Origin of the sequence: Luteimonas sp. MC1572, from assembly GCF_016615815.1 — a bacterium.
Lineage (GTDB): Bacteria > Pseudomonadota > Gammaproteobacteria > Xanthomonadales > Xanthomonadaceae > Luteimonas.
Genome location: NZ_CP067112.1, coordinates 2,436,487 through 2,454,196 on the forward strand (window position 1 = coordinate 2,436,487; position 17,710 = coordinate 2,454,196).

The following is a 17,710-nucleotide window of genomic DNA, read 5'->3' on the forward strand; positions in this document are numbered from 1 at the left end:
CGCCCTGAGGCGCGCCCTTGGTTCAACCCTGACCGGACTCAGCGGCCGAGGAAAACGTCGGCAATGATGCCGGTGGCCACCGCGACCAGCAGGAATTCGCCGGCATCGCTGCGCCGCCAGTGGTGGCCGCGCGGCGGATTGCGCAGGCCGTAGTGGCGATAGTCCTGGACCACGTAGGTGGGAGCGTAGCCGGCGTACTGGTAATGGCGGCCGCGGGCCCACGGCGGCGGACCGCGATGGCCGCGGTTGTGGTGCACCACCACCGGCGGACGGGACACATAGACCACGTGGTCGCGGTGGCCGTGGCCCTTGCCATGGCCCTTGCCGTGACCCTTTCCATGCCCCTTGCCGCGGCGCGAATCGCGGTCGCGGCGGTAGTCGTCGCGGGCATAGCGGTCGTGGCCGTAGCCGCGGTCGTAGTCGCGGTCGTAACCGCGGTGATCGCCGCGGCGGTCGTGGTCGCGCGCCATCGCCGGAGCGGCGAACGCCGCGCCGAGCGCCAGCAGCAAGGTGGCCAGTGCAAGGTTCCTGGTGTGTTTCATCGCCGTCTCCCGTGGTTGTGGGATCGACTATCGGCAAAGCGGCCTGAACGGATGCCCTACCTGCGCGTTGGTCCCTCGGGGCCATTCAGATTCAGGCAAGCCCGCCCTCGGCGGGTCCCCGCACGGGCCGGTATAATCGCGCCATCCCCAGCCACTGATCCTGCCCGCGCACCCGCGTGGGCGGCGGCGGCGTCGCACCGGAGCTTCCATGTCGCAATACATCTACACCATGAACGGCGTCAGCAAGACGGTGCCGCCGAAGCGCCAGATCATCAAGGACATCTCGCTGTCGTTCTTCCCGGGGGCCAAGATCGGCCTGCTGGGCCTGAACGGCTCGGGCAAGTCCACCGTGCTCCGCATCATGGCCGGCGTGGACACGGACTTCTCGGGCGAGGCGCGCCCGCAGGCCGGCATCAAGGTCGGCTACCTGCCGCAGGAACCGCAGCTCGACCCGACGCAGACCGTGCGCGAAGCGGTCGAGGAAGGCGTGGGCGACGTGCTGCAGGCGCAGAAGCGCCTCGACGAGGTCTATGCCGCCTATGCCGAGGAAGGCGCCGATTTCGACGCCCTCGCCAAGGAACAGGAGCGCCTCGAGGCGATCCTTGCCGCCGGCGATGCGCATACCCTGGAAAACCAGCTCGAGGTGGCCGCCGACGCGCTGCGCCTGCCGCCGTGGGAGGCGGTGATCGGGAACCTGTCAGGCGGCGAGAAGCGCCGCGTGGCGCTGTGCCGCCTGCTGCTGCAGAAGCCGGACATGTTGCTGCTCGACGAGCCCACCAACCACCTCGACGCCGAGTCGGTGGAATGGCTGGAGCAGTTCCTGGCGCGCTACACCGGCACCGTGGTCGCGGTGACGCATGACCGCTACTTCCTCGACAACGCCGCCGAGTGGATCCTCGAGCTCGACCGCGGCAAGGGCATTCCGTGGAAGGGCAACTACACCGACTGGCTGACCCAGAAGGGCGACCGCCTGAAGCAGGAAGAGTCGTCCGAGAAGGCGCGCCAGAAGGCGATCCAGAAGGAGCTCGAGTGGGCCCGCAGCAATGCCAAGGGCGGCCGCTCCAAGGGCAAGGCCCGCCTCGCGCGTATCGAGGAGCTGCAGGCGGTCGACTACCAGCGCCGCAACGAGACCAACGAGATCTTCATCCCGCCGGGCGAGCGCCTGGGCGCCAAGGTGATCGAGTTCAAGAACGTCAGCAAGAAGTTCGGTGACCGGCTGCTGATCGACGACCTGAGCCTGATGGTGCCGGCCGGTGCGATCGTCGGCATCATCGGCCCCAACGGCGCGGGCAAGTCGACGCTGTTCAAGATGATCACCGGCCAGGAAAAGCCGGATTCGGGCACGATCGAGCTCGGCTCGACGGTCAACATCGCCTACGTCGACCAGAGCCGCGACGCGCTGGAGGGCGACCACAACGTGTTCCACGAGGTGTCGGGCGGCCTGGACATCCTCAACATCAACGGCATCGAGATCCAGTCGCGCGCCTACCTGGGCCGCTTCAACTTCAAGGGCCAGGACCAGCAGAAGCTCGTGGGCACGCTGTCGGGTGGCGAACGCGGCCGCCTGCACATGGCCAAGACCCTGCTGCAGGGCGGCAACGTGCTGCTGCTCGACGAACCGTCCAACGACCTGGACATCGAGACCCTGCGCGCGCTTGAAGACGCGCTGCTGGAATTCCCGGGCAACACCTTCGTGATCTCCCATGACCGCTGGTTCCTGGACCGCATCGCCACGCACATCCTGGCGTTCGAAGGCGACAGCCACGTGGAGTTCTTCCAGGGCAACTACCGCGAATACGAGGAAGACAAGAAGCGCCGCATGGGCGACGACGCGGGCCCGAAGCGGCTGCGCTTCAAGGCGCTGAAGTAAGCGCCAGCGGCTCTCCTTCCCCCGCCATGCGGGGGAAACCGCTGGCACGATGCCGGGCAGTGGCAGGATCGGGGTGACTTGATGGGTTTCATGCAACAGCTGCGGCAGCGCTGGGCCACGTCCGGGTCGCTGGTCTGCGTCGGGCTGGATCCGGAGCCGGCGAAGTTTCCGGCGCGGTTCGCGGCTGACGACGATGCGGTATTCGCGTTCTGCCGCGACATCGTCGACGCCACCGCGGAGTTCGCCTGTGCGTTCAAGCCGCAGATCGCGCATTTCGCGGCGCTCGGGTCCGAAGGCGCGCTTGAACGATTGATTGCGCACGTGCACGCGGCGCATCCGGGGATCCCGGTGATCCTCGATGCCAAGCGCGGCGACATCGGTTCCACCGCCGGGCGCTACGCCGTCGAAGCCTTCGGTCGCTTCGCCGCCGATGCGGTCACCGTGAACCCGTACCTCGGCGGCGATTCCCTGCAGCCCTTCCTCGACCACGCCGAACACGGCGTGGTGATCCTCTGCCGCACGTCCAACCCCGGTGCCGCCGACCTGCAGGACCTGCCGGTCGACGGGCGGCCGCTGTACCAGCACGTCGCCATGAAGGCGGCGCGCGAGTGGAACGGCCATGGCAACGTCGCGCTGGTGGTCGGCGCCACCTGGCCCGGGCAACTGGGCGAGGTGCGCGCCATCGTCGGCGACATGCCGCTGCTGGTGCCCGGCGTGGGTGCGCAGGGCGGAGACGTGGAAGCGGTGGTGCGCAACGGCCGCAGCGCCGATGGCACGGGCCTGCTGGTCAGTTCGTCGCGGGCGATCCTCTACGCCTCGGCCGGCGACGACTACGCGGCTGCAGCCGCGGACGCCGCGCGCGCGCTGCGCGACGCGATCAACCGCCACCGCTGAGCGCGGCGGCACGGTCAGCTGTCGCTGGCCGCCTCGGGCACCACGAACACCTGGCGCAGGTAGCGCAGGTAGCCGGCGTCATCGCACATGGTCTTGCCGGGCGAGTCGCTGAGCTTGGCCACCGGCTGGCCGTTGCAGCGGACCATCTTCAGCACGATCTGCAGCGGCGCCGGCCCGACGTCGTTGGTGAGGTTGGTGCCGATGCCGAACGACATGCGGCAGCGGCCGCGGAAGTGCGCGTACAGCTGCATCACCAGGTCGATGTCGAGGCCATCGCTGAACACCAGCGTGCGCGTGCGCGGGTCGATGCGCATGTCTTCCAGGTGGGCGAGGACGCGCTCGCCCCACTCCACCGGGTCGCCGGAATCGTGGCGCACGCCGTCGAACAGCTTGCAGAAGTACAGGTCGAAATCGCGCAGGAACGCGTCCAGGCCGATCACATCGGTCAGCGCGATGCCGAGGTCGCCGCCGTATTCGCGCGCCCAGCCGTCGAACGCGGCGACCTGCGAGTCGCGAAGCCGCGGCCCCAGCGCCTGGTGCGCCTGCAGCCATTCGTGCGCCATCGTGCCCTGCGGCACCAGCGCATGGCGGCGGGCAATGTCGACGTTGCTGGTGCCGGCGAACTTCACGCCCAGGCCGCGCGCCAGGTGCGGCACCAGGGTGTCGTGCCAGTCGCGCGAATAGCGGCGCCGGGTGCCGAAGTCGCTGATGCGGCAGTCCTCGAAGCCGATCGCGGCGTTGATGCGCGCGAGCTTGGCGTCCAGCCGGCGCAGGCCCTCGACGGTCTCCGCCGGCCCGTATTCGGCGTGGAACCAGACCTCGTTGACGATCGCCAGCAGCGGCACCTCGAACAGGATGGTGTGCAGCCACGGCCCGCTGATGGTGAGTTCGATCTCGCCCGGCACCGCGTCCGACGCCCGCAGCCGCACGTGCTTGCGATCCAGCTGGAACAGCCCGAGGAAGTCCACGAAATCCGGCTTCATGAAACGCAGGCCGCGCATGTACTCGAGCTCGTCGGGGCCCAGGCGCAGCGCGCACAGCGCATCGATCTGCGCCGAGATCGCATCGATGTGCCGCGCCAGGTCGATGCCCGGCGTGCGGCACTTGAAGCGATACTCGGCATGCGCGGCCGGATGCTGGTGCAGCACCGCCTGCATCATGGTGAACTTGTAGAGGTCGGTGTCGAGCAGCGACTCGATGATCACGGCGCGGCCACGCGCGCGTTGGCCATGAAGACGGCCGGCAGGCGCGAGGCCCAGTGCAGCCAGACCGCGCCCCACACCGCCGTGCGCACGAGCCACCCGCGCCGCGGTGCCTCGAAACGACGGAAATAGCGCCACAGGCCGCGGTGCTTGTGCCACTCCACGAACCCGGGGCGCGAGCGGGCGGAGACCCCGCGCACATGCACCACGCGCACGTCGTTGGCGACCGCCACGGTGGCACCGGCCTCGCGCGCGCGGCGACAGAAGTCGAGGTCCTCGACATGCAGGCGATAGCCGGCGTCGAAGCCGTCGATACGCACGAACAGCGCGCGCGACAGCAGCATCAGCGCGCCCGACACCGCGTCGACCCGCTGCAGCACCTGCGCAGGATCGACCTCGACATCCAGCGGCCGGCCATGGCGCGCCTGCAGCGGCCCGCGCAGCATCGCCAGGAAATCGGGATCGTTGCGGCGCGCGGCGCCGTCGCGCACCCCGTCCTCATCGACCAGGTCGGCGCCGAGCAGCACGTCGACTGCCGCTGCGCCAGCGGACGCGCCGGCGGATGCCTCAGCGCGGCCCAGCGCCTGCGCATGCGCCAGCAGCCGCGCCAGCGAGTCCGGCTCCAGCATGCAGTCGGGATTGACGAACGCCAGCCATGGCGCGGTGCTGTCCGCCGCGCCCTGGTTGCAGGCCACCGCGAAGCCGGGGTTGTCCGGGTTGGCGACGAAGCGCACGCGCGGATCGGCGAGCGCGTGGCGCTGCACCACGACCAGGGTGCCGTCGCTGGAGGCGTTGTCGACCACGCGGATCTCGGCCACCGCGGCCGCCGCGCGCAGGCGCGCCAGGCAGGCATCGATGGTGCCGGCGCTCTGGTGGCTGACGACGATGGCGGCGACGGCGGCGACGGTCACGCCTCCGCCCGCTGGCCCGTGGTGTCCGAAGCGGGCGGCGCGCCCACCGCGCCAACGGCCTGCGCGGCCACGAACAGCTCGCGCTGTGCCGGAGGCTCCAGGCCTTCAAGCCGGCGGCCCAGCGCCGCGCGCTCGGCGTGCAGCGGGTCGTGCATCAGGAATTCGGCGAGCCGCGAATGCCAGCGCGGCCAGCGCGCGGCGAGCGCGTCGAGATCGCCGTCGGCCGGGCCACCCTCGCCGCCGCGCGCGACGAACGCGGTTTCACACAGCGCGTTGCGCCAGCCGAGGCCGGACATGCGCAGCGACAGGTCGATCAGCGCCGCGTACCACGACGCGTAGCTCGCGGAATCCAGCCCGCCGGCACGGCGGCGTGCGCGACCGCGCAGGTACACGGCATGGTCCACCGCGGCGGGCAACTCCGCGTGCACCGGCGCCATGCCCTCGGCGGCACGCGACAGACGCCCGAGTTCGTGGTCGTCGGGCAGCGCGGAGACCTCGCCGCTGCGCGGCCAGGCGGCGGTCTCGCCGGCATTGCACCAGGGCGTCGCGGTGGCGATGGAAGGATCGCGCGCGGCGCAGGCCGCAAGCTGCCGCGCCCAGCCCGGCGCAGGCACGGCGTCGGCGGCCAGCACGATCACGTCGTCGTCGCCGCACGCGGCCAGGGCCTGGTCGATGTGCGCCACTTCGCCCAGGCGCCGCTGGCGGCGCGTGTATTCCGCCTGCAGGCGGGTGCGCGCCAGCCACCGTTCGATGATGGCGAGGCCGCGTGGTCCGGCCTGTGCGTCGTCGGCCAGCCACACCCGCGTTCCGGCGGGCGTGCCCGCCTCCAGCGCCGCGAGGCAGGCATCGAGCGCGTCGTCGTCGACCGCGACCGGCAGCAGCACGACCGGGAGTTCAGCCATGCCGGCCACCGACGTGGGCCATGCTCAGTCGCGTGACCGGTTGAGCGGCTCCAGCGCGCGGAAGCGACGGCCGTATTCGTCGGTCAGGTCGCGCGCGTCCTGCTGGTTGCGCACCAGGGTCGGCGTCATCAGCACGATGACTTCGCTGCGCGTGGTATTGGAGCTCTGCCGCCCGAACAATCCGCCGAGCACCGGGATGCGGCTCAGGCCCGGGAAGCCAAGGGAACCACGCGTGGTGCTGTCCTGGATCAGTCCGGCCAGCATCACCGTGTCGCCGCTCTGGACGATGGCGTTGGTCTTCAGGCGGCGCGTGTCGATGCGCACGTTGCCGTTCTGGTCGGGCTGGCTGCCGGGGCTGCTGACCTCCTGGACGATGTCCAGGAACACGGTGCCGTCCTTGGTGACGCGCGGGCGCACCTTGAGGATGGTGCCGGTGTCGAGGTACTGCACCTGGCTGTAGGAGCTGTCGCCGCCGAAACCGGGGTTGACGGTCACCGACGAGATCGGGATGCGGCTGCCGACGTTGAGCGTGGCTTCGTAGTTGTTGCGCACCATCACCGACGGCGTCTGCAGCATCTGCACGTCGCTGACTTCGTCGAGCGCGCTGATGATGGCCGCGGCGTTGCGGCCGAGGAAGGTCCAAGCCAGGCCGGGGGCCACGCCGCCGGTCTGCGAGCCCGTGACGTTGCCGGCGATCGCGCTCCAGGTCTCGCGGCCCACGGCGCTGGGCAGGCCGGCATCGGTCACCGCACGTTCGAAGAACCAGTTGACGCCGTAGCTCAGGTCGCCGCTGAGCGTGACCTCGACCACCTGCGCCTCGATGTGCACCTGCAGCGGCATGATGTCCAGGCGATCGATGACCTGCCGGATGGAACGCCAGGCTTGCCCGGTGGAGCGCACCAGCAGGGTGTTGGTCTCGTCGACCGCCGACACGCCGACCTTGTCGCCGTCGACTTCAAGCGTCACCGCGGCATTGCCGCCGGTGCGCTCGCCGAGCGACAGCGAACCGCTGCCCAGCCCGCCGCCGCCACCGCTGTCGCCGCCGCCGCCACTGTACGGGTCCCTACCGACCCGCGCGGAACTGCCGCCATCCATGCCGCCGTCGCTGATCTCGGTGGACTCCAGGCCCGGCATCAGCGAGGCGCCACCGCGGCCGCCCGAACTGCCGCCGCGGCTGCCATAGACTTCCGACAGGCGTTCGGCCAGGTCCTTGGCGGTGATGTACTTGAGCTCGTAGGAGAACAGCTGCACGCCGCCGCCGGCGCCGTCGATGCGCTCGATCCACTGCTCGATCTGGTCCAGGTACTCGGGCTGCGAAGTGATCACCAGCACCGAGTTGGCGCCTTCCAGCGGCATGAAGCGGAACATGCCCGCCACAGGCGACTTGCTCTGCTCGCCGAACACCGTTTCGAGATCGCTGACGACCTGCGCCGCCTTGCCGGCGACCAGCGGGAACACGCCCACCGACATGCCCGACAGCCAGTCGACATCGAAGATCTCGATGGTGCGCAGGTAGTTCTCGAGTTCCTGGCGCGTGCCGGCGATGGTGATGACGTTGCGGCCGGAATCCACGCTGACGATGGCGTTGGCGCGCGCGTAGGGCTTGAGCACCTTCTCCATCTCGGCCGCGGAGATGTAGCGCAGCGGCACCACGCGCGACTCGAAGCCGCGCGCGCCCGCCGCCGAGCCGGTGCGCGGCGCGACCGCGCCGCTCGCCATGGCCTGGTCGGCGCCGACGATGTTGTAGCGGCCGTCGGCATAGATCATGCGGGCGTTGTTCCAGCCCAGCACCATCTCCAGCAGGCTCAGCGCCTGCGCCGGGCTGACGGTCTTGGGCGTGGCCAGCGTCACCGTGCCCTGCACGCCCGGTGCGATCACGTAGTTCTGCCCGAGCATGTCGCCGAGGATCACCTTGATCACCGCGTGCAGCGATTCGCCTTCGAAGTTGAAGGTCGCCTCGCCGGTGCTGCCGGACAGGTTGGGCGGCGCGGACCGCGCTACCGACTGGTTGATGACGTGGCCGCTGCCGCGGTGGAGCTGGGCGCGCGGACCGTCGGGCAGCGCCTCTTCCTGGATGCCGTCGGCAGTTGCGGCCGCATCGCGCGGCACTCCGCCGACCTGCATGACCGGCATGGGCACCTGTGCATCGCGGCGCACGGTCGGGGCCGGCACCGAGGCGCAGGCGACAAGGACTGTGGCGAGGAACGCCACGAGCGCGGACTTGAGGATCGAGGTCGGGGTCATCGGCTGCATTCTAGGGAGTCTGGGCCGGCGGCGTGCCGTTCTGGGCCTGCTCGCGCAGGCGCGCGCGGCGGGCTTCGATTCGCTGGCGGATCGCCTCCACCTGGGCATCCGGCGTCTGCACGCTGGGTTCGGGCGCGGGCTCCGCCTGCGCGGCCTGCCCGGCCTGCCCGGCCTGCGGCACGTTGACCTGGGTGGGCGCGGGCGAGCTGGACGTGGTCACCACCACCGGGCGGTTGCCGTTGGCGGACCCGGGCGCGGCCGCGGGCGCGGCGGGCGCTGCACCAGGCGTGGATGCAATTGGGGCAGGCGGCGGCGCTGCCATCGCGGTGGGTGCCTGGCCGCCGGTGCCGTCGAACACCCGCAGCTCCAGGGTGCGGTCGCCTTCGGGCCCGCTGAACACGGCGCTGCGCGCGGCCACCGAGGCCAGCCGCCAGCCGGGCGCGGATTCGGGCGCGTCGCCGACGCGCAGGCGCACCGGCTCGCCGCCGCTTCCGGGCTGCACGATCGCCATCTCCAAACCTGGCGCCAGCAGCACGCTGGTCAACACGAACTCGAATTCGGCCGGTTGCTCTTCACCTTCGGGGTTGATGAAGAACGGCTGCGGCCGGCGGTCGGCGGTGAACAGCGGTCGGTCACCGATCGCTGCATACAGCGGCAACTCGCCGAGGCGATCCTCGCCAGGCTCGACCGCGGCGGGCAGCGCCTGTACCAGCGCGGGATCAGGCGGCAGGCGCTCGATGCGCCCGCCCAGGCCGAACAGCCCGAGCACCCACAGCGCCAGCGCCCACAGCGCTACGCCGCCGAGCATCCAGGTACGCGCGCCGGCGGTCTCAGCGCGCATTGCCGCCCTCCGCGCGTGCCGGTGCGGCGGGCTGCGCCCGCAGGTAGCCGTAGAGGTCGAAGGTCACGTCCAGCCCCGACCCCTGTCCTCCAGTGCCGCCGGCGGCGAAGAACTGGCGCTGCACCAGTACGTTGAGGTTGTCGACGAACAGCCGCGGCGAGCCGCTCTCCAGCGAGTGCAGCACCGCGGCGAGTTCGGGATTGCCGCAGCGCAGGCGCACCTGCACCACCGCGCGCGGAAAACGCCCCTGGCGCGGGTCGGTCATCGGCGAGCGATTGCTGATCGCGCAGCTGCGGTTGCCGGGGCTCGCCTCGGCCACCGCGGTTTCCAGGCGCTGCACCAGCGCCGCGATGGCGAGCTCGGTGCTGCGCTCGGCCATGAAACCGGGCACGCGCTCGGCCAGCGCCTGCGCCTCCGCAAGCCTGGCCTGCACTTCCGGCGCCTGCTCGAGTTCCATGCGCACGCGCACGTCGCGTTCCTGCAGGGACGCGATGCGCGCGCCCACTTCCTGCATCGGTGCCGTCCACCACGGATGCACCAGCACCAGGTAGGCCAGCGCCAGCACCGCCGCCAGGATCGCCAGCGCCAACCAGCGGTCGCGGTCAGGGATTGCTTCGCGCATCGGCGGCCCCCCTGCCATCGGCGGCTGCGGCGGCCGGCACGTCGGCAACCGCGAGTTCCGCGGTCAACGTGAAGCGGTCTCGGCCGCTGCGCGGATCGGGCTGCAGCGCACCGGCCAGGGCCGGCGAACGCCACAGCGGCGACCCTTCCAGGCGCTGCACCAGCGACGAGGCCTCGGTGCTCAATCCGATCAACAGGATCCGGGTGTCCTCGATCGACAGTTTCTCGATGTAGGTGCTGTCGGGCAGGCGCCGCGACAGCTCATCCAGCACTTCCACCGTGGTCGGGCGGGCGGCGCGCGTGGATGACAGGAAGGCCATCCCTTCGATCAGGTCGACCAGCTCTTTCTTCTGCGCTGCAGCCCCGCGGGCGCGGGTGGCCGCCTGTTCGACCTGGGCCTCGAAGACGTCGGCGGCCAGCGTGCGGTTGGCCAGCACCTGCCACAGGCCGGCGGCAAGCGCGATCACCGCTACCGCGCCCAGCGCCAGGTTCCAGGTCATCCACGGGTCGGCGCGACGCACGCGGCGTGCGCCCGGCAGCAGGTTGACGCCGAGCCCGCCGCCGCCCGAGTCGGCGACGTCGACACCCGCCAGGGTGGCCGCCAGCGGGCCAAGCGCGGCCAGCCGTGCCTCCAGCAGGGGCCGTGGCACCACCACCAACTCGGCCTCGAGCTGGCCGTCGCCGCGGCGTGCGACCACGCGCGCGTCGTATTCGACTTCGGCCAACGGAAACGGTGTCTGCCGTTCCACCTCGAAAGCCATCACCTCGCGCAGTCGCTCGGCGGCGGCGGCCGGCAGCGGCAGGCTGCGGCGCAGTACGTCGCTCGCCGGCAGCAGCAGCCAGCGCGGGAGTTCGGCCACGCGCTGAGCGAGCAGCGGCGCGAGCGGATCGGCGTCGCTGCCGGTCTCGGGGAACGGCGGCAGCTCGGCGACCGCGCGCACGGCGTCGCCGCGGTCCATCGACAGGCGCAGGCCGTCCGCACCCGCTGCCAGCAGCAGGCGTTCGTGCGCCAGCCCGAAAAGCTCACGCAGCCGTGCCGGCAGCCAGGTCGCGAGCGCCTGCGTCCACCAGCTCCAGAATCCGGCGACGCCGGGGCGCAGTGACCCACCCATGCGCCCGAGGCGCTGGCGGATCGGCGTGCTGTCAGCGGTGTGATCGACGGCAGGCATCAGCGCGGAGTGGCTCCTTCTTCCCATCGCAATGGGGTGTAGGCCGAGCCCGGCACCCCGCTTCCGCCGGCGCGGACGACCGCTCGCAGGACGGCCTGGCGGCCATCTGCGAGCCGTGCGCGGCTGTCGATACTATACGTGCCGCTGCCGCCGCCACGCAGGCTTTCGGCAAGCGCCTCACCGCCGGCTTCGCGCAGGGCGAGCGTCATCGCCGGGTCGATGCCCAGCGCGCCGAGCACCTCGGCGCTTGCGAAGCGCTCATCCGGTTTCTCGAGCCCGCTGAACACCGTCAGGTGCGGCGCGGCGAGCGCGTACAGCGCCGGCGTCATGCCCAGCACCTGCTCGACTTCGGCGATGGTGTCGAACGGCGCATCCTTCGCGCCGTAGGGCAGGCCCGCGGCGGCGTACTGGCCGTCTTCGGCGCCGCCGGAGGCCTGGGTCAGCGGGTCGCTGTCGCGCCAGTCGACAATCGCCGCGGCGACCGCGTCGGCCTGCGACGGTTCCACGCCCAGCGTGCGGAACAGGCCAGCCAGCAACATCAGGTCGGCGGCGTTGAGGTCGATCTTGGCGGACTCGTCGAGGATGCGCAGTTCCACGTCGGCGCCGCCGTAGCGCCAGCGGTAGGAGCGGCCGTCGGCCTGCCAGGCGCGACGCGGCTCCTGGTCCTGCAGGCGCACCAGGGCGTATTCCAGCCCGGCGCGCGCCGCCGATTCCGCGACCACCGCGCCATGCAGCACGCGGCCCTGCATGTACTCGATGCGTGCGGTGGTGGCGTACGCGCCGACCAGCGCGGCCAGCAGCGCCACCAGCCACATCACCAGCACCAGGGCCACGCCGCGCTGCCTGCCCATCAGCGACGCCCCCGCAGCCGGTTGCGTCCACGGCCGCCGTTGCCGACCCCGTCACCACTTTGCACCGGGGAAGGCTTGCGCAGGCGCGTGCTGCCCAGGCCCTGGCCAAGCGCCGCGCCGGTGGCCGACTGCGGCAGCGCGACGACCAGCGGCGGCCACGCTCCGCCGTCCTTGCTGCTGATTTCCACCGACACCTGCAGCGGCAGTTCTTCGTAGTTTTCCCAGGTGTCGAGCCAGTCGGTCAGGCCCTCGTCGTCGAGGCCGCGATAGCGGAAGCGCAATTCGACCAGGTCCTTGACCAGCGGCTCGGGCGGGCGCGGTTGCTCCTCTTCGATGGTTTCGCCCGCCAGCACCATGGCGAACGACACGCCGAGTTCGGGCTCGCGCCGCCCGGCATCGACGCCGATGTCGTGCAGGTGAGGCCCGCCGCGACCAAGGTAATCGGGCAGGTCGGCGACGAAGCGGATCCGGTCGGGCTCGCCGATGAAGCGCAGCGACCCGCCGGTGCTCTCGTCGCTGGCGAACGCGATCGGCTGCGCCGAGGCCAGGCGCCGGCGCAGGAAGCCTTCGACTGCGCGCATGCGGTCGGTGCGGGTGGCCATCGCCTCGCCGCGTTCGCTGGTTTCCATCGTCGCGCGCAGGGTGGTGAACGCGAGCGCCAGCCCCATGGCCAGCAGCACCGTGGCCAGCAGGACCTCGATCAGGGTGAAGCCTGAGGCGCGCGCGCGCCTCACTGGCCCTGCCCCGGGTCCGGCTGCACCAGGCGCAGCGATTCGACCACCAGGCGCTCGGCGCGCCGGTCCCTGCCCCAGGCCAGCTCCAGCCGCAGCTGCAGCAGCCGTGGCGCGAACGGATCCTCGAGCACCGGGTCCGGCTGCAGCGGATCGACATAGGGCGCGACATCGAGCTGCCAGCGGTAGCGGCCGCCCTCCAGCTCGCCCTCCTCGCGCCCCGGCTGCAGGGCCACGCCGACGCCGGTGTCGGCGAGCAGCGACTGCGCATGGAGCGCCGCGCGCCCGGCATCGGCCGACCAGCGCACCTGGCGCGTGGCGCCCGACAGCGTGCCCAGCAGCAGCGTGAGCGCCAGGGCCAGGATGCCGAAGGCGACCAGCACCTCGATCAGGGTGTAGCCCTGCTGGCGGCGCATGCTGCTCACGGCGCGGGCTCGCTGCGATGCAGGCTGACTTCGCCGGTCAGCCAGGCGACGTCGATATCCCAGGCCGCGGTGCGGAAGCTCAGCTGCACGCGGCCGCCGGTGGACGCGCCGTCGCCGAAGAACATGATCGCGCCGATGCCGTCCGCCGGTTGCACCTCGCGGGCGCCGGTGAAGTGGATGCCGAGCCGCTCCGGCACTTCGCCGCTGCGGCCGTCGGCGCCCTGCCAGGCGTGGCTGGCGGGATCGATGCTGAAGGTCTGCGGCGTGCCGGTGGCGATCGCGCGGGCGCGTGTGAAGCGCAGCTGCGCGGCGATGTCGCTCACCGCCGACTTCAGCTGCATGCGTTCGAATCCCCCGGTGAGCACGCCGGCGGCGAGCACGCCCATGGCGGCGAACAACGCCACCACCAGCATCACCTCCAGCAGCGAGAAACCCGCCGCCCGGCGCGTTCCGCTGCGTCCGGCGCCCATGTACCTGGCCTTTACTCGTACCGGATGTCGGCGTCGACGCTCTCGCCGCCGGGCTTGCGGTCGGCGCCGTAGCTCACCAGGTCGAAGCGGCCGGTCTCGCCGGGAACGCGGTACTCGAGCGGCGTCTTCCACGGGTCGTTGAGATCCGCCGCCTTGGCGTACGGACCAAGCCAGCCGCTGGCGTTGCCGGGCGCGCTCACCAGTTCGCCGAGCGTGGCCGGCAGCACGCCGGTGTCCATCTCGAACTGCTGGATCTTCTGCGCGACCGTCTGCACCTGCGACTGCGCCAGGCGGAAGCGGGCGTTGTCGCCGCCGCCGAGGATCTGGCTGGCCGCGAACGCGACGATGCCGCCGATCAGGATCGTGACGATGATGATCTCGATGAGGCTGAAGCCGGCCTGCGTCGAGCGACGGGGGGGACGTTTGCTTGCACGGTGGAATGTCATCTTCAACCCATTGTGTTGGTGAGCCCGTAGATCGGGATCAGGACGGCCAGGATGACCACGCCGACGACGGTGGCCAGGACCATGGTGATGACCGGGATCAGCGCGGCCATGAGCCTGTCGAGCGCCTGGCTGGTTTCCTGCTCGAAGGTGTCCGCGGTCTTCAGCAGCATAGTATCCAACGCGCCTGACTCCTCGCCCACCTGGATCATCTGCACCGCCAGGCGCGGGAAGCGCTTGCCGCGTGCCAGCGCGGTCGACAGCGCCACGCCGTTCTTCACCTCTTCCGCAGCCGCTTCGACATCGGTCGCCAGCGCGCGGTTGCCCAGCACCGCGCGGCCGATGCCGAGCGCCGTGATCAGCGGCACTCCATTCTTGAGCAGGGTGCCGAGGGTGCGCGCGAGGCGCGCGGTCTCCAGGCGCGCCACCAGCGAGCCGACCAGCTTCTGGCGCAGCAGCCAGTCGTCGAACCACGCCCTGAACGCGGGCGCGCGCAGCTTGCGCTCGAACCACCAGGCCAGCAGCGCCGGGGCCACCACCAGCACGATCCACCACTGGCGCACGAAATTGCTGATTCCGAGCACCAGCACGGTGAACCACGACAGCTCCGCATCAAGGCTTTCGTACATGTCGGCGAACTGCGGCACCACATAGCCAAGCAGGAACAGCAGCGCGAAGCCCACCACCACCAGCAGGATGGCCGGATAGATCAGCGCGTTGATCACCTTGCCGCGCAGCGCCCGGCTGCGCTCCATGTAGTCGGCCAGGCGCTGCAGCGTTTCCTGCATGGTGCCGCCCGCCTCGCCGGCGCGCACCATGTTGATGTAGAGCCGGGAGAACGTGCCGTGCTGGCGCTCGAGCGCGGTCGACAGCGCGGTGCCCCCGCGCACCTGGTCGCGGACATCGGTGACCACGCGTTTGGCCGCCGGGTCTTCCGGCAGCTCCAGCAGGATCGTCAGCGCGCGGTCCAGCGGCTGGCCAGCGCCGAGCAGCGTCGCCAGCTGCTGCGTGAACTGCACCAGGCGCTCACCGGAAAACGGCTTGGGCTTGAACAGGGCTTTCCAGGCGCCATCGCCACCGCCATCGCCGGCCAGCCGCGCTTCGATCGGCAGGTGGCCCTGCTCCTGCAGGCGCAGCGCCACCTCGGCGTCGCTGGCGGCCTCCATCTGGCCGTCCAGGGTCTCGCCGCGGCTGTTGAGCGCCTTGTAGCGGTACAGGGGCATGCTCAGGCGTCCTCGGTGACCCGCAACACTTCCTCGATCGTGGTCATGCCGGCCATCGCCTTGATGATCCCGTCCTCGTACATGGTGCGCATGCCGCCCTCGCGGGCCAGCTGCTCGATCTCGCCCATGCCGGCATGGCGCATGACGGCGCGCCGCAGCGCGTCGTTCATCACCAGGAATTCCATGATCGTGGTGCGGCCGAGGTAACCGGTGGGCGCGATGGCCGAGGCGCGCGGGCGGTACAGGAAGATCTCGCCGTCCGGCTGGTACTTGCGCAGCGCGAACTTGTCGATTTCCTCCGGCGACGCCGGGTAGCGCTCCGCGTGCGTCGGCTCCAGGCGGCGCACCAGGCGCTGCGCGAGGATGCCGTTGATGGTCGAGGTGAGCAGGTAGTCCTCCACACCCATGTCCAGCATGCGCGTGATGCCGCCGGCGGCGTTGTTGGTGTGCAGCGTGGACAGCACGAGATGCCCGGTGAGCGCCGACTGGATGGCGATGCGCGCGGTCTCGAGGTCGCGCATCTCGCCGATCATGATGATGTCCGGGTCCTGGCGCACGATCGAACGCAGCGCATGCGAGAAATCGAGCCCGATCTGCGGCTTGGCCTGGATCTGGTTGATGCCCTCGATCTGGTACTCGACCGGATCCTCGACGGTGATGATCTTGACGTCGGCGGTGTTGAGCTTGGACAGCGCCGTGTACAGCGTGGTGGTCTTGCCGGAGCCGGTGGGCCCGGTGACCAGCAGGATGCCGTGCGGCTGCTGCAGCACGGCCTCGAACTGCGGCAGGAAGTTGTCGGTGAAGCCGAGCTTGTGGAAGTCGAACACCACCGTCTCGCGGTCGAGCAGGCGCATCACCACGCTCTCGCCGTGCGCGGTGGGCACGGTGCTGACGCGCAGGTCGAGCTCCTTGCCCTGCACGCGCAGCATGATCCGGCCGTCCTGGGGCAGGCGGCGCTCGGCGATGTTGAGCTTGGCCATGATCTTGATGCGGCTGATCACCGCCGCGGTGAGGTTGGTAGGCGGGCTCTCACCCTCCTCCAGCACGCCGTCCACGCGGTAGCGGACCTTCAGCCTGTTCTCGAACGGCTCGACGTGGATGTCGGACGCACGCAGTTCGACCGCGCGCTGGATCACCAGGTTCACCAGGCGGATCACCGGCGCCTCGCTGGCGAGGTCGCGCAGGTGCTCGACGTCGTCCATGTCGCCGCCATCACCCTCCGCGGTCTCGATGATCGCGCCCATCGCGCTGCGGCCCTGGCCGTACCAGCGCTCCACCAGGTCGGCGATCTCCGAGCGCAATGCGACGCGTGCGTGCACGTCCTTGCCGGTCGCCAGGCGTACGGCGTCCAGCGCATACGGCTCCTGCGGATCGGCCGCGAGCACGTCGACGTAGCCATCGCCCTCCGCCACCGGCACCACGTGGAACTGCTTCATGAAGCGCGCGGTGAGCGCCACGCCCTCGGGCGGCAGTTCCGGCATGTCCTTGGCGCTGGCCAGCGGCAGGCCGAGGACGGACGAACAGGCTTCGGCGTGGTCGCGTTCCGACACCAGGCCGAGCCGGGTGAGCAGCGACAGCAGGCTGCCGCCGGTTTCGTCCTGTAGGCGCCTGGCACGCGCGAGATCGGCGTCTTTCAGGCGTCCTTTTTCGAGCAGGGCAGTGACGATCTGCTCGTCGGCGGATGCGGGGATCGTGACGGTGCTGTTCACGTGTTCCGGAGGGATTGCATGCGGTGGCCGACTTTAGCAGACGGCTCCCCATGGTTACGGTTGCCGGTGCGCAGTGGCCGGACCACGCCCGATCTCCCGTTTGCACGCAGTGCATGGCTCTCGCCACGCCCACCTTTCCTGCAACGGGATACCACACATGACGAAGACGATGCTCCTCCTGGCGACCATGCTCGCTCTGCCCACCGCGGCCCACGCCGGAAGCCTGCCGGCTCCGGATTCGCGCATCACCATGGCCGCGGGCGCCTGCCAGACCGCCCTGCCGGTGTTCGACGGCGTGGTCCGCAAGCGCCCGCTCGCGGTCCAGAACGAAGGCGGCACCACCACGTTCGTCACCTGTGGCATGGAGGGCAAGTTCTACGGCCAGGCGTCAAGCGCGATCGTGTTCGTCGCCCTGGTCAACAATTCCAGCAGTCCGGCCACGGTGCACTGCACCCTCGTCGACGGCCGGAATGGTTTGACGGATCCGGTCTACCGTCCCAGGTCGGTAGAGCTGGCCGCCAACCAGCCGATCGCGGAACTGGTCTGGTCGAGCGCCGAGAACGAAGGCGAGAACTTCACGTACCCGGCGATCAGCTGCGCCCTGCCTCCCGGCACCGGCATCAGGGCCGTCGGCCAGGAGTTCCTGGCGCCCGCGCCCTGAC

At 70.6% G+C, this 17,710-nt stretch carries 17 protein-coding genes and 1 pseudogene; 3 read left to right on the forward strand and 15 right to left on the reverse strand.

What is annotated here, in order from left to right:
* Positions 1–38: 38 nt before the first annotated feature.
* Positions 39–542, reverse strand: coding sequence for an RcnB family protein (locus tag JGR64_RS11185; RefSeq protein ID WP_199373452.1), 504 nt, complete (start codon positions 540–542; stop codon positions 39–41).
* Positions 543–750: 208 nt separating this feature from the next.
* Here JGR64_RS11185 and ettA point away from each other — a divergent pair, with 208 nt between their 5' ends.
* Both ettA and pyrF read left to right on the forward strand, forming a co-directional pair.
* On the forward strand, positions 751–2,412 hold the full coding sequence (ettA, locus tag JGR64_RS11190) for an energy-dependent translational throttle protein EttA (RefSeq protein ID WP_199373453.1): 1,662 nt from the start codon (positions 751–753) through the stop codon (positions 2,410–2,412).
* A gap of 81 nt (positions 2,413–2,493) precedes the next feature.
* A complete protein-coding gene (gene pyrF, locus JGR64_RS11195; protein ID WP_199373454.1) occupies positions 2,494–3,306 on the forward strand; it encodes an orotidine-5'-phosphate decarboxylase in 813 nt (270 codons plus the stop codon).
* A gap of 14 nt (positions 3,307–3,320) precedes the next feature.
* On the opposite strand, the gene pncB is transcribed toward pyrF, so the two are convergent.
* The 14 genes and pseudogenes from pncB to gspE all read right to left on the reverse strand — a co-directional run bounded on the left by pncB (position 3,321) and on the right by gspE (position 17,048).
* Positions 3,321–4,511, reverse strand: a complete 1,191-nt coding sequence (gene pncB / locus JGR64_RS11200) for a nicotinate phosphoribosyltransferase (RefSeq protein WP_199373455.1) — start codon at positions 4,509–4,511, stop codon at positions 3,321–3,323.
* Positions 4,508–5,419, reverse strand: coding sequence for a glycosyltransferase family 2 protein (locus tag JGR64_RS11205; RefSeq protein WP_199373456.1), 912 nt, complete (start codon positions 5,417–5,419; stop codon positions 4,508–4,510). The genes pncB and JGR64_RS11205 overlap by 4 nt, the downstream gene beginning before the upstream one ends.
* Positions 5,416–6,321 carry a glycosyltransferase gene (locus tag JGR64_RS11210; RefSeq protein WP_199373457.1) on the reverse strand — a complete coding sequence of 302 codons (906 nt, stop codon included), beginning with the start codon at positions 6,319–6,321 and terminating at the stop codon, positions 5,416–5,418. Before JGR64_RS11210 ends, JGR64_RS11205 begins: the two co-directional genes overlap by 4 nt.
* 24 nt (positions 6,322–6,345) lie before the next feature.
* The gene (gene gspD, locus JGR64_RS11215) at positions 6,346–8,565 is read right to left on the reverse strand and encodes a type II secretion system secretin GspD (protein ID WP_199373458.1); all 2,220 of its coding nucleotides are present in this window, start codon (positions 8,563–8,565) and stop codon (positions 6,346–6,348) included.
* Positions 8,566–8,575: 10 nt separating this feature from the next.
* Positions 8,576–9,406 (reverse strand): general secretion pathway protein GspN, encoded by an 831-nt coding sequence (locus tag JGR64_RS11220; protein WP_199373459.1) that lies wholly within the window; start codon positions 9,404–9,406, stop codon positions 8,576–8,578.
* Positions 9,396–10,028: a type II secretion system protein GspM gene (gspM, locus tag JGR64_RS11225; protein WP_199373460.1), complete on the reverse strand. Its 633-nt coding sequence runs from the start codon at positions 10,026–10,028 to the stop codon at positions 9,396–9,398. Before gspM ends, JGR64_RS11220 begins: the two co-directional genes overlap by 11 nt.
* A complete protein-coding gene (locus JGR64_RS11230; protein ID WP_199373461.1) occupies positions 10,009–11,196 on the reverse strand; it encodes a PilN domain-containing protein in 1,188 nt (395 codons plus the stop codon). The genes gspM and JGR64_RS11230 overlap by 20 nt, the downstream gene beginning before the upstream one ends.
* Positions 11,196–12,047 (reverse strand): type II secretion system protein GspK, encoded by an 852-nt coding sequence (locus JGR64_RS11235; protein ID WP_199373462.1) that lies wholly within the window; start codon positions 12,045–12,047, stop codon positions 11,196–11,198. The genes JGR64_RS11230 and JGR64_RS11235 overlap by 1 nt, the downstream gene beginning before the upstream one ends.
* A 122-nt stretch (positions 12,048–12,169) precedes the next feature.
* Positions 12,170–12,781: pseudogene (locus JGR64_RS11240) on the reverse strand (prepilin-type N-terminal cleavage/methylation domain-containing protein); the annotation flags it as partial.
* Positions 12,778–13,194: a prepilin-type N-terminal cleavage/methylation domain-containing protein gene (locus JGR64_RS11245; protein ID WP_199374304.1), complete on the reverse strand. Its 417-nt coding sequence runs from the start codon at positions 13,192–13,194 to the stop codon at positions 12,778–12,780. The gene JGR64_RS11245 and the pseudogene JGR64_RS11240, both read right to left, overlap by 4 nt.
* A gap of 5 nt (positions 13,195–13,199) precedes the next feature.
* Positions 13,200–13,673, reverse strand: a complete 474-nt coding sequence (locus JGR64_RS11250; RefSeq protein ID WP_199373464.1) for a GspH/FimT family pseudopilin — start codon at positions 13,671–13,673, stop codon at positions 13,200–13,202.
* Positions 13,674–13,684: 11 nt separating this feature from the next.
* Entirely contained in the window at positions 13,685–14,119 is a 435-nt protein-coding gene (locus JGR64_RS11255) for a type II secretion system protein GspG (RefSeq protein WP_199373465.1), read from the reverse strand.
* A 2-nt stretch (positions 14,120–14,121) separates the two neighbouring features.
* Positions 14,122–15,339, reverse strand: coding sequence for a type II secretion system F family protein (locus JGR64_RS11260; protein ID WP_199373466.1), 1,218 nt, complete (start codon positions 15,337–15,339; stop codon positions 14,122–14,124).
* A 2-nt stretch (positions 15,340–15,341) separates the two neighbouring features.
* Complete coding sequence (gene gspE / locus JGR64_RS11265; RefSeq protein ID WP_199373467.1) at positions 15,342–17,048, reverse strand: type II secretion system ATPase GspE; 1,707 nt, start codon at positions 17,046–17,048, stop codon at positions 15,342–15,344.
* Between the two features lie 157 nt (positions 17,049–17,205).
* Here gspE and JGR64_RS11270 point away from each other — a divergent pair, with 157 nt between their 5' ends.
* Complete coding sequence (locus JGR64_RS11270) at positions 17,206–17,709, forward strand: hypothetical protein (RefSeq protein WP_199373468.1); 504 nt, start codon at positions 17,206–17,208, stop codon at positions 17,707–17,709.
* Position 17,710: the final 1 nt, after the last annotated feature.